This is a genomic window from Paenibacillus sp. FSL R7-0026 (assembly GCF_038004485.1).
In the GTDB taxonomy this organism is placed as follows: Bacteria; Bacillota; Bacilli; order Paenibacillales; family Paenibacillaceae; genus Paenibacillus; species Paenibacillus xylanexedens_A.
Genome location: NZ_JBBORG010000001.1, coordinates 2827495 through 2851865, shown reverse-complemented (window position 1 = coordinate 2851865; position 24371 = coordinate 2827495). Strand labels below are relative to the sequence as shown.

General features: G+C 44.5%; 23 protein-coding genes. 7 read left to right on the top strand and 16 right to left on the bottom strand.

Annotation, left to right across the window (positions count from 1 at the left end; genetic code table 11):
• Positions 1-173: 173 nt before the first annotated feature.
• The 7 genes from MKY44_RS12900 to MKY44_RS12870 form a co-directional block, all read right to left on the bottom strand.
• Positions 174-725, bottom strand: a complete 552-nt coding sequence (locus MKY44_RS12900; RefSeq protein ID WP_341007375.1) for a TlpA family protein disulfide reductase — start codon at positions 723-725, stop codon at positions 174-176.
• Between the two features lie 2 nt (positions 726-727).
• A complete protein-coding gene (gene ccmA / locus MKY44_RS12895; protein ID WP_341007374.1) occupies positions 728-1441 on the bottom strand; it encodes a heme ABC exporter ATP-binding protein CcmA in 714 nt (237 codons plus the stop codon).
• Positions 1434-2255 carry an ABC transporter permease gene (locus tag MKY44_RS12890; protein ID WP_341007373.1) on the bottom strand — a complete coding sequence of 274 codons (822 nt, stop codon included), beginning with the start codon at positions 2253-2255 and terminating at the stop codon, positions 1434-1436. The genes ccmA and MKY44_RS12890 overlap by 8 nt, the downstream gene beginning before the upstream one ends.
• Positions 2256-2283: 28 nt before the next feature.
• Positions 2284-2865, bottom strand: coding sequence for a nitrous oxide reductase accessory protein NosL (locus tag MKY44_RS12885; protein ID WP_051449728.1), 582 nt, complete (start codon positions 2863-2865; stop codon positions 2284-2286).
• Positions 2862-4250, bottom strand: a complete 1389-nt coding sequence (locus tag MKY44_RS12880; RefSeq protein WP_341007371.1) for a right-handed parallel beta-helix repeat-containing protein — start codon at positions 4248-4250, stop codon at positions 2862-2864. The genes MKY44_RS12885 and MKY44_RS12880 overlap by 4 nt, the downstream gene beginning before the upstream one ends.
• Positions 4251-4567: 317 nt before the next feature.
• Positions 4568-5242 (bottom strand): bacillithiol biosynthesis deacetylase BshB2, encoded by a 675-nt coding sequence (gene bshB2, locus MKY44_RS12875; RefSeq protein WP_341007369.1) that lies wholly within the window; start codon positions 5240-5242, stop codon positions 4568-4570.
• 23 nt (positions 5243-5265) lie between these two features.
• The gene (locus MKY44_RS12870) at positions 5266-5610 is read right to left on the bottom strand and encodes a YojF family protein (protein ID WP_017688572.1); all 345 of its coding nucleotides are present in this window, start codon (positions 5608-5610) and stop codon (positions 5266-5268) included.
• 266 nt (positions 5611-5876) lie between these two features.
• On the opposite strand from MKY44_RS12870, the gene MKY44_RS12865 reads away from it, so the two are divergent.
• The 4 genes from MKY44_RS12865 to MKY44_RS12850 all read left to right on the top strand — a co-directional run bounded on the left by MKY44_RS12865 (position 5877) and on the right by MKY44_RS12850 (position 10453).
• Positions 5877-6662 carry a DUF817 domain-containing protein gene (locus tag MKY44_RS12865; RefSeq protein WP_341007368.1) on the top strand — a complete coding sequence of 262 codons (786 nt, stop codon included), beginning with the start codon at positions 5877-5879 and terminating at the stop codon, positions 6660-6662.
• A 223-nt stretch (positions 6663-6885) separates the two neighbouring features.
• A complete protein-coding gene (locus MKY44_RS12860) occupies positions 6886-7473 on the top strand; it encodes a TetR/AcrR family transcriptional regulator (RefSeq protein ID WP_341007367.1) in 588 nt (195 codons plus the stop codon).
• Position 7474: 1 nt separating this feature from the next.
• Positions 7475-8173 carry an ABC transporter ATP-binding protein gene (locus MKY44_RS12855; RefSeq protein ID WP_341007365.1) on the top strand — a complete coding sequence of 233 codons (699 nt, stop codon included), beginning with the start codon at positions 7475-7477 and terminating at the stop codon, positions 8171-8173.
• Between the two features lie 30 nt (positions 8174-8203).
• Positions 8204-10453, top strand: a complete 2250-nt coding sequence (locus MKY44_RS12850; RefSeq protein ID WP_341007364.1) for an ABC transporter permease — start codon at positions 8204-8206, stop codon at positions 10451-10453.
• Positions 10454-10646: 193 nt separating this feature from the next.
• Here the strand turns inward: MKY44_RS12850 and MKY44_RS12845 are convergent, their stop codons facing one another.
• The 4 genes from MKY44_RS12845 to MKY44_RS12830 form a co-directional block, all read right to left on the bottom strand.
• The gene (locus tag MKY44_RS12845; RefSeq protein WP_341007363.1) at positions 10647-11105 is read right to left on the bottom strand and encodes a hypothetical protein; all 459 of its coding nucleotides are present in this window, start codon (positions 11103-11105) and stop codon (positions 10647-10649) included.
• Between the two features lie 231 nt (positions 11106-11336).
• Complete coding sequence (gene murB / locus MKY44_RS12840) at positions 11337-12245, bottom strand: UDP-N-acetylmuramate dehydrogenase (protein WP_370511408.1); 909 nt, start codon at positions 12243-12245, stop codon at positions 11337-11339.
• A 185-nt stretch (positions 12246-12430) separates the two neighbouring features.
• The gene (locus MKY44_RS12835; protein ID WP_341007362.1) at positions 12431-13411 is read right to left on the bottom strand and encodes an SDR family NAD(P)-dependent oxidoreductase; all 981 of its coding nucleotides are present in this window, start codon (positions 13409-13411) and stop codon (positions 12431-12433) included.
• A gap of 143 nt (positions 13412-13554) precedes the next feature.
• On the bottom strand, positions 13555-14214 hold the full coding sequence (locus MKY44_RS12830; protein WP_341007361.1) for a hypothetical protein: 660 nt from the start codon (positions 14212-14214) through the stop codon (positions 13555-13557).
• Between the two features lie 162 nt (positions 14215-14376).
• On the opposite strand from MKY44_RS12830, the gene MKY44_RS12825 reads away from it, so the two are divergent.
• Complete coding sequence (locus MKY44_RS12825) at positions 14377-15051, top strand: class I SAM-dependent methyltransferase (protein WP_341007360.1); 675 nt, start codon at positions 14377-14379, stop codon at positions 15049-15051.
• A gap of 83 nt (positions 15052-15134) precedes the next feature.
• Here MKY44_RS12825 and MKY44_RS12820 read toward each other — a convergent pair whose 3' ends face one another.
• The 5 genes from MKY44_RS12820 to MKY44_RS12800 all read right to left on the bottom strand — a co-directional run bounded on the left by MKY44_RS12820 (position 15135) and on the right by MKY44_RS12800 (position 21893).
• Complete coding sequence (locus MKY44_RS12820; protein WP_341007359.1) at positions 15135-16538, bottom strand: outer membrane protein assembly factor BamB family protein; 1404 nt, start codon at positions 16536-16538, stop codon at positions 15135-15137.
• A gap of 191 nt (positions 16539-16729) precedes the next feature.
• Entirely contained in the window at positions 16730-18781 is a 2052-nt protein-coding gene (locus MKY44_RS12815; RefSeq protein WP_341007358.1) for a serine hydrolase domain-containing protein, read from the bottom strand.
• A gap of 110 nt (positions 18782-18891) precedes the next feature.
• Positions 18892-20187 (bottom strand): GHKL domain-containing protein, encoded by a 1296-nt coding sequence (locus MKY44_RS12810; protein ID WP_341007357.1) that lies wholly within the window; start codon positions 20185-20187, stop codon positions 18892-18894.
• Position 20188: 1 nt separating this feature from the next.
• A complete protein-coding gene (locus tag MKY44_RS12805) occupies positions 20189-20929 on the bottom strand; it encodes a LytR/AlgR family response regulator transcription factor (RefSeq protein WP_341007356.1) in 741 nt (246 codons plus the stop codon).
• A gap of 199 nt (positions 20930-21128) precedes the next feature.
• Positions 21129-21893, bottom strand: a complete 765-nt coding sequence (locus MKY44_RS12800; protein ID WP_341007355.1) for a YheC/YheD family protein — start codon at positions 21891-21893, stop codon at positions 21129-21131.
• 202 nt (positions 21894-22095) lie between these two features.
• On the opposite strand from MKY44_RS12800, the gene MKY44_RS12795 reads away from it, so the two are divergent.
• Both MKY44_RS12795 and MKY44_RS12790 read left to right on the top strand, forming a co-directional pair.
• Entirely contained in the window at positions 22096-22905 is an 810-nt protein-coding gene (locus MKY44_RS12795) for a DUF6492 family protein (RefSeq protein ID WP_341007354.1), read from the top strand.
• A 17-nt stretch (positions 22906-22922) separates the two neighbouring features.
• A complete protein-coding gene (locus MKY44_RS12790) occupies positions 22923-24296 on the top strand; it encodes a sugar phosphate nucleotidyltransferase (RefSeq protein WP_341007353.1) in 1374 nt (457 codons plus the stop codon).
• The last annotated feature ends 75 nt before the right edge of the window (positions 24297-24371 follow it).

Sequence of the window (24371 nt, the reverse complement as noted above, 5' to 3'; positions counted from 1 at the left end):
GCTACGAAGCAGCATAACTTCAAAAGTAAAGCCGGACACCCCTTCGTTAAATGGGTGTCCGGCTTTTTATGCTTTTATTATTGTAGTTATTTTTAACGTACATTCATTTCACTTGTAACATGGCGATCTCTGGCGTTCCTGCCCCTCTTCTCACCACCATCCAACGCTTACAACTAGATACTCTCTTCCAGCCATTGCTGCAATGGGATATCCTCGGTCAGTTCGCCAAGCAATATATGACGGAACTCCCCTTCCTTATCAATTACCATCGTTGCGGGCAAACCCGTAATACGATACATACCTGATATGTTGCCCGTCACATCAATGATCACCGGAAAATCAAACGCCTGCTTATCCATAAACTCACGAATCGTACCCTTCGATTCCCCCACGTTAACAAACAGGGTTTCCACGTCATTCTGATAGTCCTGAGCGATCTGGTGAACGAGCGGCATCTCCCTTACACAAGGTGTGCACCATGAAGCCCAAAAGTTAATCATGACGGCTTTGCCACGATAATCCGACAGCTTGACTTGTTCGCCTGCTGAATTAACCGCTGTGAACTCAGGAGCCACGGCACCAGCTTCAATGGCGTTACCTCGCTCAGACTCGGGTGTCGATACATTTTCGAAAATGGCCCATGTACCTGCTAACAATGCGATCACACCAATCAAAATTGTAAGTGTACGTCTGCTTTTAAAACTTTTTTTCTGCAATAAACTCACCTTCACTTTAAGCCAAGACTTTGATGAAATGCTGCATGGAGCGAACCGAATTGATCACAAAAGTCGTGAGTGGAGCCCTCTCCAACATTACGTCCATGGTTCATGAATATCACCTGATCCGCAATGTCGTCTGCGATCTCCAGCTGATGGGTCGAGAACACGACCATCTGGCCTTCCTGTTTGATGCCCTTGAGCAGCTGAGTTAATTCCTGCATCCAGAATGGGTCCAATCCATTTGTTGGCTCATCCATGATGAGCAGTGGAGGTTTCGACAGCACAGCCTGGGCGAATAACACACGTTGGCGCATGCCTTTGGAGAAGGTCGTAACCCGGTTTTTCTTTTGATCCTCCAAACCTACCATGGTCAGTACTTCCTGTACTCTCTCCTTGGGAACTTTCCTCAGAGAAGCCCAGAACAGAAGCATTTCCTCCGCACTTAGTCCTTGATTAAATTGATAATCGTCCGGCATGTATCCAATTTGCTCTGAATAACGCTTTCGGTCCTTCGACCATCGCACATCGTTCACCGCAACCTCACCGGAGGTAGGCCGAAGAATTCCTGCGATCATACGCAGCACCGTGCTCTTTCCTGCACCATTCCCTCCACAGAGCGCAAGCACTTGGCCTGAAGTAATGCGAAAGGAGATATCCTCAACAATTGGTTGCTTTTTAATGGATTTGCACAATCCCATCACTTCGAGTCCCACCTTATCCATGAGAACGCCCCCTCTCCCAGATCGCATATACCGCCAGGACAGAGCAGGTTATCCAGAACAGGCATATCCCGATGAAGAACCAACTGCCACTTGGTTGCTGCACCCACTCCACCCATCGATAATATTCTGGTCCAAGAATGGAGCCGCCTCCCAGTTTGATGACTACAAACAATCGCACCAGCTCGGCCGGATTGATGAGCGTTAGTATAATCAGCAGTGGTTTCACCCAAAGATAAGGCATCAGTCCCAGCACTGAGAGCAATAAGGTCGGCCATCCAATGACTGCGAAAAACCATACGGTCACGGATATGGTTAACGCCTGCCACCGATTGCGCGACAACGAACCGATAAATAGCGCCAGCGTCAGGAATAACAACACCAGTCCACACGAGAATGCCAGAAAAAGAAGATATGTCATGACATCCAGTGGATTCCCAATCACTCCGCTAATGACCCCCATCAGGCCGTATCCAAATGCAACAATGGTAATTAAAACAATCGACAGCCCAAGATACTTGCCCACAATAAAAGACATCGTGCCGATGGGATACGTGGACAGCAGCTGCCAGCTACCGTCTTCCTTTTCGGATGTTAGTGAGAAGGATCCGAGAAACAGCGTCATTAATGGTAAGAGGTAAAGAATGAGATTTAACATCGAACCTGTTGTGCCCGAATATCCTTCAACCAGATTCTGCGAATTCAGAAGTAACAAGCTTAAGCTAAATGTGCAAAAAAGGATCAGAAACGAATACGCCCAAGGATTGCGAAATCCCATTTTCACTTCTCGTCTTGCAATCTGTATCATATCTGACATCATTGATCACCATTTTCTATTGTCATACTTAGTGGCCTGACTCTTCTTTCATCTCACCTTCCTGATGCATCTCATTACCATCTCCTTCTTCACCATGTCCGTGCTCATCATGCCCATGTTCACCCATCATGTCCATATTCTCTGTGTTCTGTTTCCAGTCATGAGAGGCAAGATCCTCAGCGGTCATAATGGTTCCAACACCTTGCTCTGCAATGAAAGCTTCAGCCGAGGGCTTGTCCTTAAAATTAAGAATTCCATAGGCCATAGGCGTACGCAATGAAGCGTCGTATACATACGTGGCTTTGCTGTATTCAATCCATTCCTTGTCATTGTAATCACGTACATAGTCCATGCCGATGTTATCTGTGCCATTTTCTGTTTTCCACTGGTTCATGCAGCCGATATCATCGAACTTGTAATTTTGGCCGTCTTTCGTAGTGAGCTGTGTTGCATATGCATCGTCCTTCACCTGCATTTTACAGATCGCACAGATATCCACGTCTTCATTGATCGGCAATGCCGCGTATTTTGTTCCACAAGCGGTTAACAATACCATGCCAAACATAAGTACCATAACCATGGACCATCTTCTGTTCAAGCTTTTGTTCATTTTCGTAATACCCCCATATAGATGATTATAAGCGTTGCCATACCCAACAGAACTAACCCGAGCATCCACACCACATTGAAACCTGCTACCCTTTCCACTGACATGTTCAGATCAGATCCCGTATCCATGCTCATTCGTGGCGATTTATCGGTAGTCCATTGTTCTCTGCCTTCTGTAAACAAGTCACTCAGAAAGACCATACCCGGTGATTGGAAAAAGAGCTGATACGCAGAATTTCGACTGACCAGTTGCTCATAAAAAGGATTGATGGCATAGGAGATTTCACTGATCCCATCCCGATTCAGATCGAGCCCCTGAAAGGAGTCCCAGTAATTCTCCATCAGGACATTATTCGGGCTATCCAGCGCTGAAGCTTCAATAACATTGGATACCAATTGGTTACGTGTAAACTCATTAGCTTCTGCCAGAACAAGCTGGATGCCAACAAAATTCCGAAGCACCGCATTGTCATGTATCTTATTGCCTGAGGATTCTGCAATATTCATGCCGACACGATTACCTTCCACTACATTGTTGTGAACAGAGGATTGATGTACGTCATACAACAGAATCCCTTGGGAATGAACATTGGTACTTTGTTTGCGAAAAGAATTGCCCGATATGACCGTATTCTTGACGCCCATGATCATGGCACCTGTCATGTTCTCCTCTCCGGTATTGTCCATGACAGAAGAGCCGTCAATGTACATACAGTGGATGCCGTACCTTGTATGTAACAGCCTGTTATTTTGCACGGTAGACTTGCGACTGTTCTCCAGATAGATTCCATCCCTCATGCCGGTGATCTCATTGGCTTCAATGAAGCTATCATGGGAGTTGTACAGATCAATGCCATTGCCCTTCTGGCCACTGGAAGCAGAATCAGCCCCCGCCCACGTAATGTTGTTCCGCTGAATCGTTGCCTGACTCGAATTCCGGATGATCATCCCGTACCCCTGGGTCTGAATATTCAGATCCGTGATTTCACTGTTTTTCCCTTCAACCTGAATCGCTGCAGTCTGTTCATTCGTATCATGTTCAATTGTGAAACCGCTCAGTTTCACCCCATCCGAGCGAATCATTATCGTAGAGGTCGCTTCCGCATTAACAACTATGACCGTAGGATCACCCTGAATGGTGATGTTCTTGTCAATAGTCACGGGTCCAGAATAACGACCTGATGCAAGTTCAATGACTTCTCCAGGTGCAGAACGGTCAATCATAGGCTGAAGGGGAATGAGATCACGATGTCCGGAAGAGGCCATGACTGCACCGTGCGGAAGGGATAGTAGGAGCAACATCATTCCGATTAGAAAAATTAAATCTGTAACCCGACTCTTCTTACAACTGTTGGATGCACCCAAGCCTGCCCAAGGATTACTCATGATTCAAACCGCGCAATTCCGGCTTCTTGTTACAGTTGCTTAATGCTGTGGCAATGTATTCAACGGGTCTTACGTTAATCCAAAATATACGTTGGTTGTACACACCATCCCTCCATTCCACTTAAAATCAACTATTCATGACTCTAATTCATTAAAGCTAAGCTAAAAATGAAGCGTTATCACAATCCTGATCATAGTGTACTTAAAATGGTATTTATTCCATATAGCTCAATTAGGCTATAGACGCTCCATTTTTGTGTCGATATTGTGATGTAAATCAAAAAAAGCCGCCATATAGGCGACTTCTAAGTGATATATTATTCAAATGGATAGGTCCAAAATGTTTCTCTGCCAAAACGTTTCTTGATTTCTTCATTATTCAGCTCACGATTTCCTACAAGTTCTGCTGCCTGGAATTGTGAACGATGGGCACGAATGGACGCCATTTTTCGATCCAAAAATTCGGATACGTCAACGAATACATCCGGTTTGCCAATATACTGTTCCTGATTATTTGCGAACGCAACGCAGTGAACAATCGGACGTTCATCTACAGGAAGTTTAGCGATTGTACGTATAACAGCGGCTCCCGTTGCATCATGATCGGGATGAACACTGTACCCCGGATAGAACGTAATGACCAGCGTGGGGTTTAATTCTTTAAGTAGCGACATGACGGTGTCTTCCAGTAACTGTGGGTCTTCGAACTCCAGCATTTTATCGTGGAAACCCAGCATTCTCAGGTCCTGAATACCAATCGCTTCAGAAGCTTCGATGAGTTCCTGTTTACGGATGCCAGGCAACGTCACTCGGTTGGCAAATGGAGGAATCCCCATATTGCGCCCCATCTCGCCAAGTGTTAGACAAGCATAGGTTACATGGGCACCGCCATCTATGTATTTGGCTAACGTTCCCGATACAGAGAAAGCTTCATCATCTGGATGTGGATATACCACCAAGATGCGCTCATGCTCGTTTTGTGTAGTATTCATGTTTATTCAATCCTCCGCTTTCATCAGAACATCTCTCGGCTTAATTGTAACGCCACAACTAGTTTACCTTGGCTGTCGTGACCGGCGAGAATCAGTCTTTCTTGTTCCTGCTCATCAATATGTGTAAGTCCTTCGGCGTAAAGCCATCCCTGCGTTGTTTTCAGACCAACACGGTATGGACCTGTACCTGAAATGGACCCCTGCGTATATCGTATGGCCGCATTAGTAATGAATGCCGATGCTGGATGTTTTGTACTGTCCATGTGTTGTGCGTAAGCACCTGACGTAAGTTCTAGATGTACGTATAAGTCCTGATCAGCAAGATTATTGATCCGGAGCTGAATATCTTGAGGTTTAATCGGTTGCATAGCGGCCTCCTTGTCTAATGTAATTGTACGAACTTCATTTTAACATAACCAGAAGAGAATATACATGGAGTGACCCTATCGCCTCTTATAGAGCGTTCTCATGATGATTCCAGTTTGAAAACAAGAACAGATTTGCGCGTTTTTTTCTCTTTTTATTCATGGACCATATCTATATTATGAAGTGTAGGCAAAAACGCCCGTGATGAAGAACCTTAAATCTTAAATGAATCTTGCTCCAACATGTTTGGAAAGGAGTTTAACTCGACTTGAAATCTCTAATACAACTACTTCATTTTGGCTATCATCAGGCCATGAGCTGCATATTTCCCGTAGCGATCTTTGGAACACTGGCCCTGTCCAGCGTAATTCCTATTCCTTTCCTTCATCGATATGATGCCATTCTGCTCGTATTGCTTGCTGTGCAGTACCTGATGTATCGAAGCGGCTTGGAAACCAAGGATGAGATCAAGGTCATCTGTGTATTTCACATTATTGGCCTGGTGCTAGAAATCTATAAAGTATGGATGGGATCATGGTCATACCCTGAGCAAGCATACAGCAAAATCCTTGGTGTCCCTCTTTATAGCGGATTCATGTATGCAAGTGTAGCCAGTTTTATGTGTCAGGTGTGGCGAAGACTGCGAATGGACATGACTGGATGGCCTGGTTTTGCACCTTCGATGCTGCTCGGAGCAGCCATCTATATTAACTTTTTCACTCATCATTTTATGCCGGATTTTCGCTGGTGGCTGACGGTGCTTGTATTCGTTGTCTTCTGGAAAACCTGGATTATTTACCGGGTACGAGCAACGACCTATCGAATGCCCTTATCGCTTGCTTTTATCATTGTTGGTTTCTTCATTTGGACTGCTGAGAACATCGCTACATTCTTCAATGCCTGGAAATATCCTGATCAGCATGATGCATGGCAACTGGTTAGCTTTAGTAAGATCAGTTCGTGGTTCCTGCTGGTCATAATCAGTGTCATCATCGTTGCGCAGCTCAAATATGTGAAAGCCAATCGAACCGCAGATGATCCAAAGTCCAGTTAACTATTTATTCTCTAACCGTAAAACAGCAGCAATCTTAGACTCGTACATAAAGTCTTCGAATGCCGCTGTTTTTTTACTGTGCCAATGCAACTGGAGATATACTTATGTCCCCCACCTGATCGGTAACACTTTCATTTGACAAAAACGACACTGGTGTCATAAAATGATCAAGAAAGCGACATTGATGTCACTTTTTTCGATTCTATTACATCAGGAGGAAGCTATGACTCAGAAATCGTTGTCCAAAAAAATGATGATCCTTGCAGGTGCACATCAGGTATTTGTTCGAAAAGGATTCCATGCTGTCACGATGACAGATATTGTGGAGCAATGCGGAATTAGCCGCGGCGGTCTTTACCGATATTTCAACTCAACAGAGGAGATTTTCAGATCCTTATTGATGGAAAGTAGCAAACAGACGCATGAAACTTTTACAGCCCAGATGGAAGCAGCTATACCATTTCAGCAGATCATGGATGCATTCTGGACAAGTCAACGGATCGATCTAACTGAGATCAATGACAGTATTATGACCGCGGCGTATGAGTTTTTCTTGTCACACCGCAATGCAGAGGATCGTGAGTTGCTTCACCGCCAACAGGATCATAGCATCACGGAGCTCAGTCGACTGATCGACTATGGGGTCCAACGTGGTGAAATACAGGTTGAGGCAAGCCACACGGCTGCTGCTCATATTGTTATTTTCCTGGAGGGAATACGAGTGCTTGCCCTGTCTACCGATCTAACTGAAGATTTTATTCGCGAACAGCTTGATTTCATCCAAATTCATCTTTATGAAAGAAGTGTGTAAGATGAACATCGCCATCTCCGTTCAGAACGTAACGAAACATTTTAAGAAAAATGAAATGATACTAGGCGATATCAGTCTGGATCTCGCTGAAGGTGAGTTTACAGCCATCATTGGCCCAAGTGGCTCCGGAAAATCCACGCTTCTCAACCTGATGTCAGGACTGCTCAGACCCTCGAATGGTCACGTCTTCATCAATAACCAGGACATTGCTGAACTGAACGAGGATGCACTTGCCGACTTTCGCAGACTGCATCTGGGGTACATTTTCCAACAGTACCATCTGCTCTCTCATCTTACGGTTCGTGAAAATATATACATTGGTCTCTCTGGAACAAGTGAACGCCACACGGTTGAGGAGCTAGCTGCTCTTCTGGGGATTAAGGACATACTGAATCAGTTTCCCGGTCAACTGTCTGGTGGGCAACAGCAGCGGGTAGCCATTGCACGTGCATTAATTAAGAGGCCTCGTATCTTGTTCTGCGATGAAGCCACGGGTGCGTTGGATGAGATGAACAGCAAAAATGTGATCGCGCTTCTTCATCTTGCCCGGCAGCAATACGGAGTGACCATTGTGTTCATCACCCATAATCCTGAAATTGCCAAGACTGCTCAGCGCGTAATTACAATCAAGAACGGCTCCATCTATCAGGATCGATTGAACGAGCACCCAATTACTGCTGCACAGATGCATTGGGCATAGATCTACTCACAATGGGAAGGCGGAAGACTAATGCGCTATCTTAACAAGCAGGTGTACCGTTTATTGAAGCAAAACCGGGGATACTCCATCCTGCTGTTTCTCATGGTGGTGCTTACTTCATTTATGTATTTTTTTGTGGAATTCTCAGTGGATCGTAATCAGGTTCGTATTCAAGAATACGCAGAGACACAACAGTTGGAGGATTTCCGCTTCCAATTGCAAGAAGATGCAGATCGTTTACGTGTGTTAGAGGAGATACATACAGATGCTATTATCGAGGAAAAAAGATTCAAAAAAGTTACACAAGACAGTACAAATTATTATCTGCTCGCTCCACCCCAGATGCTAAATGTACCTTACCTATTGGAAGGTCGACTGCCGGCAGCTTCTACGGAAGTTGCCCTAATGCCGCAGTATATGGATAAGCATGCCCTGACTGTAGGAGACTCGATTACCATGGGAAATCAGAATCTCACCATCGTTGGCTCCATGTTTTTGCCAGACTACCAATCATTTATTCCTTTCAATGACCTGAAGCAAGATTACAATCAAGCGACATTCGGTGTCGTTACCCCAGATGTGTACCATAAGATTAACGGACAGGAAGAGCGCTATTATGCAGCACAGTTCAAACTAGATGTGGACTCCGGCTCAGCTGAAGTGCGCTTAAGTAGTGACCCCGCCTTCTCATATTTGGCTTTCGATTCTGGACTTGAGAGCAGCACCGAACCACTGACCGCAATCGATTCCAATCAAAGCCTGGCCCAGAGCTTTCTCTTCTTGTTCACACTCATTACTTTGTTTATCTTCTACATGTTCTACACCCGTTTCGTCCGCCTTCACCGTCAAGATTTCGGTTGCTTCAAGGCAATGGGATATACGGCAAGACAGATCAGCCACGCACCACTTGTTTATTCACTGATCCTATCGACAGCAGGAGGACTCGTCGGGATGGTTTTGGGTTTCTTCGGTTCCTCTGTCCTAATCCATATGTATTCTCAAATGTACTCCTTCCCCTTCTGGGAAAGAGGCCTTCAACTCCGTTCTATCTTGTTTGGGCTTTTGATTCCTATCATCGGAACGGTGCTGGTTACCTGGATGTCTATCGTTCCTTTTTTGCGCCAAGAGACCTTTCATGTCATGCATAACGCGATTAAGCCTCTTCCGAATGGAAGATTAACCACAGCTCTTCAATCCGTAATTAGCCTTTTGCCGGAACGATTAAGGCTTCCTCTGCGCGTCGTGCTTCGCAAATGGAACGCCATTTTCTTAAGTGCAGCAGCAATTTTTCTGATGACCTTGTTATTTATCATGAGTTCTTCGTTGTATCAATCAAGTGGTGCCGCCCTGGAATCGCAGACGACAGGCATGCACTACATGTACGATATCCGTTATCCGGATCTGAGGGAAGATGAAGTAACCTCGCATAGCTCCAGCATGTACTACCTCAGGCAGCCCGTCCAGCTTATGGGAGTTGAGGGGCAAAAATTCTTAGTAGAGTTGGTCGGCATGGACGACCAGGGAACACAGGTTCAACTCATGGATCATGACAACACCCCCATTCTGCCTGCTGAGCTAGATGGTATTGTGGTGAGCGAGGCGACCAGTTCGTTGTATGACATCCTATCCGGAGATACCGTTCAACTGATCATTAATCATCAACCGCATAACGTCTCTGTTCGGGAGATTAGCCGAAATGGTGAAGCAGATACGATCTATACATCCAAAACACAATTAGCGAGGTGGTTGAACGTTAGCCCCTTCATGCATAACGGGGAATACAGTAACCACAGTGCTCAGGACTCAAATGCACGAGTGGTTACTGCCGAGAACAAGTTAGCTGCTCTGCGTAGCGATGCAGTATCGAGCCAATCCAGTGCTGTCATTAATCAAGTGGCAGGGATTCTTGTTGGTTTCCTGCTGATATATCTAGTCATTTTGCTTAACGTTCAGGATAGCCATAAGGATATGCATATCCTTCGATTGCTTGGATATAGCCATCGAGACATTAACCGTACGCTCGTCGATGTATACAAACCGCTATTTGTCCTGCTGTATCTGATTGCTGTACCTTTTGCGATCCTGGTAGCACGTGCAATCTTGCGCATGATCTCATTAGAAACCGGGGATTATATCCCGTTCCAGATCCATTGGTGGATTCTAATCCTGATCCTCATACTGATTTTGCTTCAATATCAGTTGGTCGTCTCCTTATTTAAGCGAAAAGTGTTTAAGCAGACACGAGGCATGGGGCTTGAAAGTATTCCAAGTCATGAATAAGTTGTGACTATAGAATGCATAGTTGTTCTATTTGAGATGAGATTATTCAACAAATAATGAGCCAAAGCCGTCTGCCTCTTCAATGTCTTTGTTGATTAAGAGGTTCTCCTTTTCATCGTATGCTTTGATGGTATAAGGAAGAGTAGCTGATGAAGGCAGGAATACGTACCAGATTCGTTGGTTCTCACCTGCCTCAACCAGCTTTCACATCGAATGTGTCGGGTTTACCAGTTTCTTTGATTTCAACAGTTACACGTTTGATAGTGGAGTCTATGATGTCACCAAACAGCATGGGAAACGGGGCCGAGACTTTTTCCAGTTTCGGTATGCTCATATAATGCAACGCAGACTTGGATTCAACTGATTCATTAATGGAATATCCTGCACCCCATACCCATTTCCATCCGAAAATGTTCTTGCAGGTATACTCCATCTGAAGATTACTGTTGTTTTCCCGATCCTTTTTTTGTGTGAACAAAATCATGCCACCGTCTACAGCCTCCTGATGAATGAATTGAGAGGTATAAAACTCACCTCTAAATTCTTGAACGGCCCCTTGAGGACTGTTCGCTATAGGAATACGTATAGGTTCATTCAATCCCCAAACTTTGGATATCCGTTGATCGGCTAGCCCGCCAGCTCGTTCATTCATATACATATATGCCAAGATTGACAGGGGCGATAGTAAAATTACTATTGCAGTGATTAGCAAAATTCTCCTGTTACGCTTGATTATCTCCATGTACACTCCTTATGATAACGATGAAATATTAAATACAATCACTCTGATATTACCATAATTAGCATATTAGTTCTTGTTTGAGTATGATTCGTACAATCAAAAAAGGCCGCCATTGGCGACCTTTCAAGTCATTCATCAAAGCTATTCTCCCAGAAAGATTACTTCCGTTTCCAATTCAACTTGGAACGTATCATATACTTTCTTCTGAATAAATTGGATCAGATCCATATAATCCTGGGCAGTAGCGTGATCCACATTTACGATAAAACCTGCATGCTTCATGGAGATTTCAGCACCTCCGATGCGAGTGCCCTGCAAGTTACAATCCTGAATCAGTTTACCGGCAAAATGTCCTTCGGGTCGTTTAAATACACTTCCACAAGAGGGGAATTCAAGCGGCTGCTTGGATTCTCTCAGGAACGTTAATTCCTTCATTTTGCTTGCAATATCTTCCTTGTTTCCTTTTTTGAGCCCGAATTCGGCCTCCAGTATGATATAGTGATCCATCTTGAAGAGACTATTTCGATAACCAAACTTCATCTCTTCTCGCGGGATCTCCAACACTGCGCCGTCTTTGGTGATCACAGTCGCACGTTCAACAACATCGGCGATCTGACCGCCATAAGCACCCGCATTCATGTAAAGTGCGCCCCCCGTGCTACCGGGAATACCGCAAGCAAACTCCAATCCGGTCAAGCTATGCTCCAAAGCAAGTCTGGATACATCAATGATATCAACGCCGCTTTGCGCAATCATGCTGTCCTCATTCACTTTAATTTGATCAAAGTGGCTAAGAGAAATCGTCACTCCCCGGATGCCCCCGTCTTTAATAATGACGTTTGAGCCTTTTCCAATGACCGTCAGAGGTAACTGATGTAAGTTGGCAATTTCCACGATTTTAGTGATTTCGTCTATCGTTGTTGGATGGATGAGAATATCTGCGTTGCCACCTATTTTAATAAACGTGTGATTTTTTAGTGGTTCATTGAATTTCACTTTTTCCAAAGGTATCTGATGCTCAAAAATATTCATGATTTTCTCTCCCTGAATTCATAAAGAAATGATTGCACCATCGCGAAAATGAGATGCTCCTTCTTTATTATATGCTAAATAGGAGATTTTGTTTGAAATTATGTTGTTTTCATTATAATTAATCACATTCTCTTTAGATTTTGAACTTTTCCGTGAGTTCCTGCATGGAAGCAAGCTGTTGCTCTGTTGCCGCAACTACATGATTATGAGAGTTCTATGTCTGTTTGAGTCAGCTTGGTCGATAGCTCCCATAAACGAATAGCTTGTTCGGGGTCGATAGCATACTTCTTGACCCCATAGAAACCTCCATCCTCTGGAGCCAATTCACTGATGTCACAATCCTCGCAGTAGACACCGCCTTTTCCCTCAAGCTGAGGTGAAGTTGCTGCCCAGACCTGCGTCGCTGCCCCCTGCTCAGGTGTTTTGAACGCAGGGTTGGCCACTTGTCCAGATTCATCAATCCAGCCCAGAGCAATCATTTCCTCTTTTGGCATATGACGCTGTAGTGGTGTCATAATTCCGCCTGGATGAACTGAGAAAGCCCGTACTCCGTGCTCTGCACCTCGACGATCCAGCTCAACGCTGAATAAAATCGTTGCTGTTTTGGACTGTCCATAGGCAGGGAATTTCTCATAACCTTGTTCAAATTGAATGTCATCCCAACGAATCGGTGAGAAATGATGTCCCGCTGATGCCAAGGAAACAACACGTGCCCCCCCCTGACTAGCGAGTGCTGGCCATAACAGATTAGTCAGGGCAAAGTGGCCCAGATGATTTGTTGCAAATTGAGCTTCCCAGCAAGGACCAACCCGCGTCTCCGGGCAAGCCATGATGCCTGCATTAAGAATCAGCATATCAATGTTCCGATCACTCGCCAGAAACCGCTCGGCAAAAGCACGAACGCTGGATAAATCAGCGAGGTCCAATGCATCTATTTCAACACCTTCCAGACCCGAAAGTGCTTCCTTCGCAACCGCTGGACGACGTGCAGTGACCACTACACGGGCTCCCGCATTAACAAGCGCACGTGTTGTCTCCAACCCCAGGCCGGAATATCCACCCGTTACAATAGCAAGCTGTCCGGACAAGTCCAGATCTCTCAATACATCCTCCGCTGTACTATTATGATTGAAGCCAGAGTCCATTTTATGTTGTAAAGTTCTAATATTATTTTCCTGTGTCATTCTGTTCATCTCCTTGGCAATATTTCTCTTCTTCTTCAAAGTCTACACCCTAGAGCGTACTCTAAGTCAAATGGAAGTGAATACATCACCTCGCAACTTCTCCGTGCAATCTGCAAAAGTAAAAAAGCCGCCAGTTGGCGACTTTAATCACCCTGAACGGTGGATAACGAAACAAGGACCGGACTGGCGAAATCAGAGGCCTTTTCTCCTTTTGGATTATGAAGACGGAATAGAAATGCGTCCCCTTCTTCTGATTTCCAGACCATATAATCGCTAATACCTTCTTCACCAGAGGCCTGAAGATAGAGCTCGGCATAACCAAGCGGGTGTTCTACCAGTTCTCCACTATAATCGGATACCTTACCGGCTTTTTCTAATTCTTCTTTACCCGCTGTCTCCAGTTCTGCCAGATTATAATCCGAAGGCAGTGGTTCAATATCCACATAATAGTCAGCGCTACTAGTCAGTGACAGACGGCCTTGAGCAGCATCAAATGTGAATTTCTCGAATACGTACAAGGAAAACGCTTCTCCTTGTTGCAAGGTCGCTTCTAGTGATTGATTGCCATCTGCGGTCAACATTTCAAAACTTGCGGTCTGTGGACGCTCCGTTTCATTTGCTTCTTCTGTTCCATCTGTTTCAGATAGTTGTTCATTTTCTGTTGAAGGTGCTGGAGCAGGTTCACCTACTGGCATTGATGGTTCAGGGATAGCCGAAGGTTCATTACTACCAGAGCAAGCTGCAAGTGTTAGAACCATAATGATTAATGAGATACTCATCATAACAGAACGTGGTTGAAACATCAGGTTCATTCCCCCTGTCTATATTCTGTGCTTACATGTTATTACCCATGGCTGAGACTCGGAATCCATAGGTCCAACCTATGAGTTTATCCATAATCAGTATTTCCCTTGATGCCTTTCAGTTTGTAAAATATGGAGAAAACCTCAAGGAGTGATGAGCACATGGAATTCTCAGTAAAGCAGCTGTTTGATAAGGTAGCCCAAGATTATGATGTGCAGCGAAAGCAGCTTATCCCTTGTTTTGATGATTTTTATGGAATGGCTCTGGATCTAATGGAAAGCCCGCTCGATTCTCCACGTATTCTTGATCTGGGTGCAGGAACGGGACTGCTCTCCGGATTGGTCCTGCAAAAGTATCCCAACGCGCGATTAACCCTGATCGATATTAGTGATCAAATGCTCGAAGGGGCACGTCGAAGGTTTGCTGATGCTACACAAGTGCAGTATGTGGTCGGGGATTACTCCAAGTACGATTTCACCAGTTCCTACGATATGATTATCTCCTCCCTGTCTATTCACCATCTGACCCACGCTGACAAGAAAAAGGTGTTTGACTCTGTTCACAAGTTGTTAGAACCAGGTGGATGCTTCATCAACGCAGATCAAGTTCAGGGAAGAACCCCCGATACGGACACCTATTACCGCCAGCGCTGGTTAGAAGCGATTCATCAAAGTGGTTTGTCTGAGGAAGCCATCTCGGCTTCAATAGAAAGACGCAAGGTGGATATCAATGCCACGCTGGAGGATCAATTGGAGTGGTTGGAGGAAGCTGGGTTTGGCGTGGCAGACTGCATGTACAAATACTTGGACTTTGCAGTGTTTTATGCGCAAAAATAAAAAAAGACCGGATTATGGGCAGCTATGCCATGATCCGGTCTTCTCACATGATTTTCGTTCAGCGGCAGATGCAGGTAAATCACTTAATTCAGCGACGCTGGCAGCTTAACGCCGAGAAGTTTGCCTTCGGCTTGGATGATGATCATTCCGTTTGTCTTCAACGTCGTGTTGTGCAGATCTCCACCGGTGGGGACGCGGAAGACCGACTGACCTGACATCATGTTGAGGACAAGCAGTGTGCCGTTACGTTGTGCTCGATACATCCCTTTGCCGTAAACATCAATCTGAGAAACGGGGGCATCACCATGCCACTGGACCTCTTGACCATTAGCCAGCTTGATGCCTGTAAGTTCTCCCGTGTTTCCGTTTTTGAAGATCAACCTTTCCTGTGTAATGCCAAGCCACAACATATTTTCTCCGTAAGGGCGCTGAAAAGTTCGAAGTGGCGCGGGACCCGGCTTGTTTGAGGTCAACGAATACTCCGCTATCTTATCCCCTTGTAAAATGTATAGTTTGTCTTTATTGGAAAATATCCCTCCATACCCGTTCACATACGGTGGATTCCCCGGCATGGTCCACTTATACTCCTGACTTCCTTTCAACACACCGGTCTTCAAGTTGTACACATTAACTTTCCATTTGCGTTCTGGTGAAGACTCGTCATTTTCCAACATCGAAGAATAGTAGTCCGCTGAGTATACAAGACCGTCTTTGATCTGAATAGCTTCCCCCTGACCAAAATGACCCCATAGCTTCTTGCCCGTTTTCTTGTCATATGCATTAAGCTGTAAGGATGTAAGTGCCCCTTGGACAAAAAAGGTTCTCAGCACCACACCATTAGATTCTCTCAGATACTCAGTACCATTACCTTCACCTAATGGTTCATCTGCTTCCCAGCGCAGTTTGCCTGACTGGATATCCAGTGCAAACGTTGTGCTCCCCTTAATCACGTAGAGGGTATCCACCGTTGGAATCAGAGCTTCCGTACGGTTATACGTATCAATCCAGGTGGATGTGCCTGACTGCCATTTTGCTTTGCCTGTCTTCGCATTTAAGGAATATGGCTTGTGATCAATGGTCAGTCCGTAGAGAATCCCGCTTCGATAGGTAATATAAGGAGTCAGATCTTTGCCGTAAGTCCACAGCCGTTTACCTGTTGTCGCATCAAGTGCAATCAGCTTCGATCCAGCAAACGTGAATACTTTTCCTTCTTCTGCGATGGCATTAACTCCAACATACGTCTCGTTCATATTCAGATAGTTATCTACTTTCGCTGTCCAAGAAGGTTTCAGTTCAGGTACAGTGATTCGTTGATACGAATACCAGTTACGGATGGATACATCCGATGCTTCAGCATGTGCCTGCGATGGCAACACGCCGATAACGCCGTAAACCATCAGCATTCCGGCAGTAATGCCTGCAATGATGGGTCTTCCTGCTCTTCTTTTCCATTCCTTATTCATTTGACGTTTATGTATATTGACCATGGTAAATCCTCCTGTTATTAAAATCCTGAGATATAACTACATAAACATAACGTGTGATAAGTCCAAATAGTTACCGGATTGTTAAATTATTCAAAGGAAATATCAAAAAAAGCCGCCACCAGGCGACTTCTTGATAACTGTATTTTTTCGGTGATAAGTTGCGAACCTGACTCATTAATGAAGTTTCTGCTTTACTTTAGTTGGATCTGGAAGACATCACCGGCATCCCCACCAAAAACGATAAAACCACTTTTCGGGAGCTTCGTCGATTCCGGATTGGTTGCTACAGAGAAGTCAACCATTTCCCCTTTATCATTATACACTGCATAACCTCCGGTCTTGGGAGAATCCACCGTGATGGATTTGTTACCCGATCGGGCGTCGATCGCATACCACCGGGCTTGACCGTTTGCCGGAATAGTCGTAATTCCTTTTTTTCCACCAAAGATTGGAGTAATGGCATCCTCGGCAATGTATTCCTGCCCATCCTGGAGCAAAATCTCGGCGCCATTCTTCGTGTAAAATTGCAGATCAAACGCGTCTCTTCCGTTCATTACAGGAATCTCGGCGATATTCTCTGCGTTGTTTGCATCCATGATTTGCGTGCCATTAGCATAGCCATTTTTGGCATCAACAGACAGGTTCTTGATCAGCATCGATGGAAGCAGATAAAAGATCGATGTTATTTTTTCATCCAACGCGTAATATTTCGAGCCGTCACGAGCTGTCCATTTCTCTTTCGTTGCTGCGTCAAGCGCATTATGATCCAGTTTTTGATAATCATACGTGTTCATTACCGTTTGACCTATGCCGGGTAACGTTATCATGCCTTGAACTTTTACATACACCTTGTCATTACGTTCCTTCACAAAGCTAGCTTTTACACTGCCATCCGCACTTGTAAAATGTTCGTCGCCTGTGTACACATATTTCTGCTCTGGAATAATTCCACCCAGCAAAGCAGGCAGTTGCATCTCACCATCCTTAATCGTTATATCCAATGTCTCTCCTACCGTACCATAGAGACCGGAGTACGCGCTTAATTCTGTTGGCATCTTCACTTTGTCAGGTGACGAGAAGGTCTGATCGGGTTTAACCTTGTCAATGATGCCTTGATCCGCCAGAACTTCCAGCAGCACTTTGCTGGCAAACATCTGATTGTAGATGGAAGATCCGCCAGATGATAGAACCGCCATTGAAATATCATGTTCAGGTATAGTGATTAACACGGCATGGTACAACATGGTATCCCCGCCTTTGGCAAGCGCGGTAACCCCATAATCGCTGAAAGGTGCAAGGTCAACCGAATCCCATCCCAAGCCATAATTGATCGTATTTTGCTCATCAGATACCCATATGCCATTACGATATTCATGAGATTGCATAGCCTTCACAGCAGATTCGGACAGAATATCCGGTCTGTTCCCCATTAAAACCTCTCCGAATTGACTCAATTCTTCTGCGGTAGAGTACACTCCGCCTGTGCCGATAATGTTTGCATTTTCGGTAGGCATCTTCATCTCAAGTGTAGGCCAATAGGTTTCGGATAATTGCGCTCTGTCAAAGGAATCTAGTGGTGTCTTCGTTGATTCCAACTTCAGCGGCTCACTGATGTACTTGGCAAGATATTCGCTGTAGCTTAATCCACTCACCCGTTCAACCAGGATTTCAAGCAATTGAAAACCGTCATTGGCGTAGACGGAGTATTCGCCAGGTTTGGATTTCAGTTTTTCGGACTGAAGTTTGAGCAATAACTCATCATGATTGCGGGTGTCATTATCTTCAAACAACATGCTGTTTCCATAATGTGTACCGTAAAGACCGGATGAATGATTCATCAACATGCGCGGTGTGATTTGAGTATAGCGCGCATCTGCCATTTTAAAGTCCTTGATATACGAAGTAAGCGGCTCATCCAGATCTATTTTACCGGAATCAACCAGCTTCATGGCGGCTGCCGTAACAACCATTTTGCTAACCGAGCCTATACCATACATGCTATCCTTGTCTACTGGCTTCTGTGATGCCTTATCGTGCAGCCCGACACTATCTGATAAAATGTATTCTCCTTCATCCATGATCGCATATTGCACACTGGTGACACCGTAGTTTTGCACCATCTCCTTGGCGATCTGCTCCGCCCGTGCCTCAATCGTACCGCTGTTATTCGCCTCTGCGCTGACATCTGCCAGCGGTGTAATTACAAGCACCGCTGTACATAAAAGACTAATTAGTTTCTTCATCCCATGTCCTCCCTCAAATGTTCTTATGAATGAATTCATCATATCCGGTAAGAGGCAGATCGAACGCAAACGGACCCTGAATGGAAAAAAACAATCCCCGAACGGTATGTTCAGGGATTGTCGGTGTGAAACGGAAGCACAACCATGTTGTTAAACTTCCGATGCTGATGCTCAATACTCATATGTCCACCATATTTCTCGCACATTCTCGATATATTGGTTAGACCGATCCCATGGTACTCCGGATTGGGCTTGTCACTTTTCAAGTCAACAATCGGTTGCTCCACATGATTCATAATCTGGATGACAAGTGCAGATGATGTGGAGTGAATGGCAATCAGGATGTATCGATCCTCGGCCTGTCTAACCTTCTTGGAGGCCTCAATTGCATTATCGAGCATGTTACCCAGCACCACACACAGATCGTACCGATCAATCTGGACATGTTGCGAGTGGAGCTGGATTTTGGTGTCGATTTTGATCCCGTTTGCCTGCCCCATAGCCAGGGTATTCGTAACGAGAGCATCAATGACCAGATTGCCGGAGTTCACCCGCTGGTATGCACCTTCAATCGTATTTAACGTAGACTTGATATGGTCACCTGCTGCCGCCAGTTCGTTACGTTGGATACATTCATCAATATACAGAAATTGCTGATTGATATCATGGATGATGGATTTAATGTTTTTGAAACTGTGAACGGTCTTCTCATAGTTGGCATCCTGGTAGTCCATCTGACGTTGCAAGTCGGCATTTTCATGCACGAGCTGTACCTTTTCCACCATATTATCGAATACATAAACAATGAACACGTTGAGAAATAGAGAGCCTAATACAGAAAAGACGTAGAATATGTTTTTTTCACTATATATGGAGGCCACATTGATCTGATAGATTGTAATAATGGGTACGATAAGAAACAGCAAATAATAACGATAATGAACGGCAAAACTTCTACGTTTGGCGACTAGACGGACAACTTGAATAACAATGAACATGATGCTGCAACCAAGCAGCATCACCTTGGAGAGAATCCAGTGGTTTTCTCCGTTGAACTGTTCCCATGAAATGAAATCTGATTCCAAAACTCCGAGAATATATACAGCTATCGTATTTGCCATAGTAATCAGGACCGCATACAGGATGGTAAAAACAAGCTTGATTTTGAACTCCACTCCATAGGACTGTGCCAGACTAAAGATTAATACCAGGGCAACAGCAGTCGAAACAAGATCGGAGAAGGAAGATGCCAAATAAAAATAACCCAGCATAACAAATACTACGAAATAGAGCGCTCTCTGAGGCTTCCGCTTGGACTTGCCCAGCACAGAATCAAAATAAAAATTTGCCTGAAATGCCATAAGTAAGGTCACAAAGATGATGGAAAAGATCATATAGGTATCCATATCACTGAATCCTCATGATCATATATTTGGTGTAGGCATCCTTGATTTCTTTGACCTTGGATCTGCCTATGGGCAATTCCGTTCCATTCAACATGACGACTTGGGTACCGGAAAACTTCTGAACATGCATCAGGTTAATGATAATCGAGCGATGAATCTGCAAGAAACCATGGTCTTTCAAACCGGTAGCGTAGCTGGATAAAATGCCTTTGGTCTCATGTACATTTTCCTGTGTCACAAAATTCAACTTGTTCTTGATCGTTAAACTTTTGACGACCTCAATCCAGAGAATATCATCATATTTCAGCAGCAGTTCATCATAGTCTGATTTGATTAATACATACTTTTTGTCCAATGCCTGAAAATATTGACACAGCTTAATCATCTTTTCCTCGAAAACTTGCGGCTGAATTGGCTTGATCAGATATTGGAAGGTGATGACATCAAAGCTCTCCACCATGTATTCCGGGTAACTGGTCAAGAACATAATCTGTACATCCAGAAACTTCATGTCCCTGATCTCTTTAGCGGTCTGAATCCCGTTCATTCCGCCCATCTCCACATCCAAAATGAGAATATGAAATGTATCCCCAACCTCTCTGTAATGCGAGAGCAGCTGTTCACCAGATGTGAATAGGCTAATTTGAAAATCAAAATTGGTTTTTAGAGATAAGGAGACCAGCATCGATTTCACATGTTCTCGCTGCTGCTCCTCATCATCACAGATTGCAATATTGAACATGGGGGAACATCCCGCCTTTCATCGACATCGACTCTGAATTTCACTCTCGAATATACTATTTTAGCATAGGTTTCGGAGTGGAATTGGGATGAAATGCATTATTCCGACCCTAAAACGCAGATCAACAAAAAAAGTCGCCACATTGACGACTCTTGAGCTTGAAACCTTCTCCATCCATTCCTATGAAAAAACCGGTCTGTTATTTTGTTTTTTTTGGGAAAGCATGGCGGTAATATCGTATTACCTTGCGATACATCGTCTTGTCCTTTAATTGATTGAATATATATGGGTCAGGTTTGACATTCACTTCAATAATCCAGGGTTTCAGACTGTGGTCAAGGCCGATATCCACACCAATTTGCTTAAGATGCGGGTACTTTTTTTTCATATGACGAGCTATGCGCAGGCTAAGCTCATTCATCTCTTGAACCAGTTCATTCCTGCGTTTGGTGGATGCATGTGATTGTAGCAGCTTGTGAATATCCATCGGTGTACCACCACTATGATAATTGGTTACGATTTTCTTTGGATGACCCAGTCGGCCGATGATTCCGGTAGCTTCCCAATGTTTGGTCGGGCTTAGCTGTATCATAACTCGGATGTCAAAACGTCTGTTATTGTGCTTAAGAAGATGGATTCCTCTCTGAATCAGATAACTTCTTTTATTCACCAAGCGAGTCAGACTGTTATAAAACGATTCAAAGCTGTCAAACGTCAGGCGTTTTTGCTCGATCTGATAGACAAAATGTTGCTGACTTTCCATCTCGGCCTTAATAACCCCCATCCCGAAAGTACCTCTCTCGGGTTTGACATAGACCATCCCATATTTGCTGATCATGGATTTGAGATTCGTTTTGTTATATTTCTGTGTGTCGGGGATAAACGGTTTAATTAATTCATTATTAATGATCAATTTTGTTTTTAACCACTTGCTTCTTAACGGCTGCAACTTATCAACTCCCATGTCGTAAACTCTCCCTTCAGCAACCGCATCAAAGCCTGCTGTTTGATCAAGATCCTGCAAGCATTATATGTAATACCGATAAAGGAACCCTCAACAAAAGCCCCTATTCGTAAAAATGTATATTTGCACATGCCCTGACCAAAACACTTTTGCACACATACCATATAATGAGTCATCACGATTTGTGCAAGGAGTTGAGAAGATGTCTGTCCAGCCTGGAATCCGGTTGAATAATGCGCCTAAGATTGATGTTCTTATACCAGCGATCGAGAAAGATTTGGCTACCCTTCCCCTCGTCATCGATAACATTCGCCGTTATGTAAAACATCCCATTGGAAGCATATATATTGTTTCTCCGGTCAGCACCAAGATCAAAAAACTCTGTTCCCTTAAAAACTGCATTTTTGTTAATGAGCGATCCGTCCTGCCTATAACCAAAAACGACATACATTACCAGTCCTCCCGATGGAATCGGTCAGGCTGGTTATATCAACAGCTGCTCAAAATGAACGGAGATTCCATTGTGAAGGCAAAGTACTTTCTAGTCATGGATGCAGATACCGTACTGATTAAACCTCATTCATTTCTTGTAGAAGGAAAAACAGTCTTTTACTGCCGTGACTGGAGCCAACCGGAATATTTCAATACCTACCGCAAGTTGTTAGGCATGAAAGCTCCGCGTCCCCGCTCTTTTGTCACCCATTATATGCTGTTCGACAAATCGAAACTCGCTGCCTTAAAACAGAAAATTGAAGCGGTTCATAAGCTGCCATGGTACAAAGCGATCATCTCCAATATCAATAAGAAGAAACAGTTTGGTTTCTCCGAGTATGAAACGTATGCCAATTTTATGTATACGAAAAACCCAGGCAGCATGGTCCTTAGAAGTTCCAAGAATAAAAGTCTGAATGTGAACGCTTCTTCGTTAAAAGAGCAACAAATCCGCAATCTGGCTCTTAAATATCGTTCTCTTTCCTTTCATAAACGGAAAATCTATAGTAAAGCTCCCTGAGCTTAAGGAGGAAGCCCATGCATATCGTACTGCTGTGCGGCGGCTCTGGCAAAAGGCTCTGGCCGTTATCCAATGAGCTTCGCTCCAAGCTGTTCATAGATATACTTCCATCACCCGCTGGAGGTAGGGAATCCATGATCAGCAGAGTATGCCGCCAGCTTGACAGTTCATCCCTAACGGATTCAACACTCATTATTTCACATCAGGATCAGGCTAATATTACGGCACGACATACTCAAGGCAAAATACCAGTCATCGGGGAACCTTATAAACGAGGCACTTTTACTGCGGCGGCCTTAGCGACGTTATATCTGCAATCCTTCCGAATGGCCAAAGATGACGATGTGATCTGTATCGCGCCAGCTGATGTGTTCGCAGGTGAAGATTTTTTCAGCAATTTCCAATTACTGCCGGACATATTGAAACATTCTCAAGCCGAGATCGCTTTAATTGGGACAAGGCCTACACATGCTTCAGAACAGTATGGATACATCCTGCCGGGTGGAGAAGAACGTAATGCTTATGCGCCCATAACACAATTTATAGAAAAACCCAAAGCCACCATTGCTGAAACTCTGCTACAACGTGGGGCACTATGGAACTGCGGTGTGTACGCATTCACCGTCGAGTTTATGATGTCACATATTGAACAAATGGGGCTTCCGGTGAATTATGAACAACTGTTAGCCCTCTATGAGCAGTTGCCTGAACGCAGTTTTGACAAACATGTTGCAGAAAAGGCTCAGCGGGCCGCAGTACTACCCTATACGGGAGTATGGCAGGATATCGGAAGCTGGGATACGCTGTGCGCACAGTTAGATACCCATGTAATCGGACACGGTGGAATCTCGGGTTCTTCCTCCGATTCCTATATTATTAACGAGCTTCCCTACCCCATCCAAGTCATTGGTGTGCCAGGTATTATCGCTGCCGCAAGTCCGGATGGCATTCTCATTGCCAACAAAAATAATGCAAATGAAATTAAAGCGCAATTGGGTAACTTGCCATTAAAACCGATGTATGGTGAAGCAACCTGGGGCAGTTATCGTGTCATTGAGAGTTCGTTAGAAGGTGAGAATAGAACAGTAACCACATTAAACATAACAGTTCTACCGGGCAAACATATCGGGTTGAACTGGCATAGAAGTGGGTGTAGAGCTTGGACCGTGCTTGCAGGCAGTGGGCAAGTGCTCGTCAACGGAAAGGTCATGCAAGTGAGTATGGGCAATCAGTTCGCGATTACCAAGGAGAGTCTCTTTTCTATTCTGGCTGAAACCAGGATGGTGATCCTTGAGGTCCGGATCGGGGTAACAGAGGATAAAGAAAACATACTTTTTGAAGAAGAAGATTGGAATGTAATCCTAAAAAGTGCAGGTTCATTTAACGCTTAATGGGAGAATAAACCGATTCAATCTGCGTGTCATACAGCCCCTTCCATTCGCGGAAGGGGCTCATTGGCATAATTA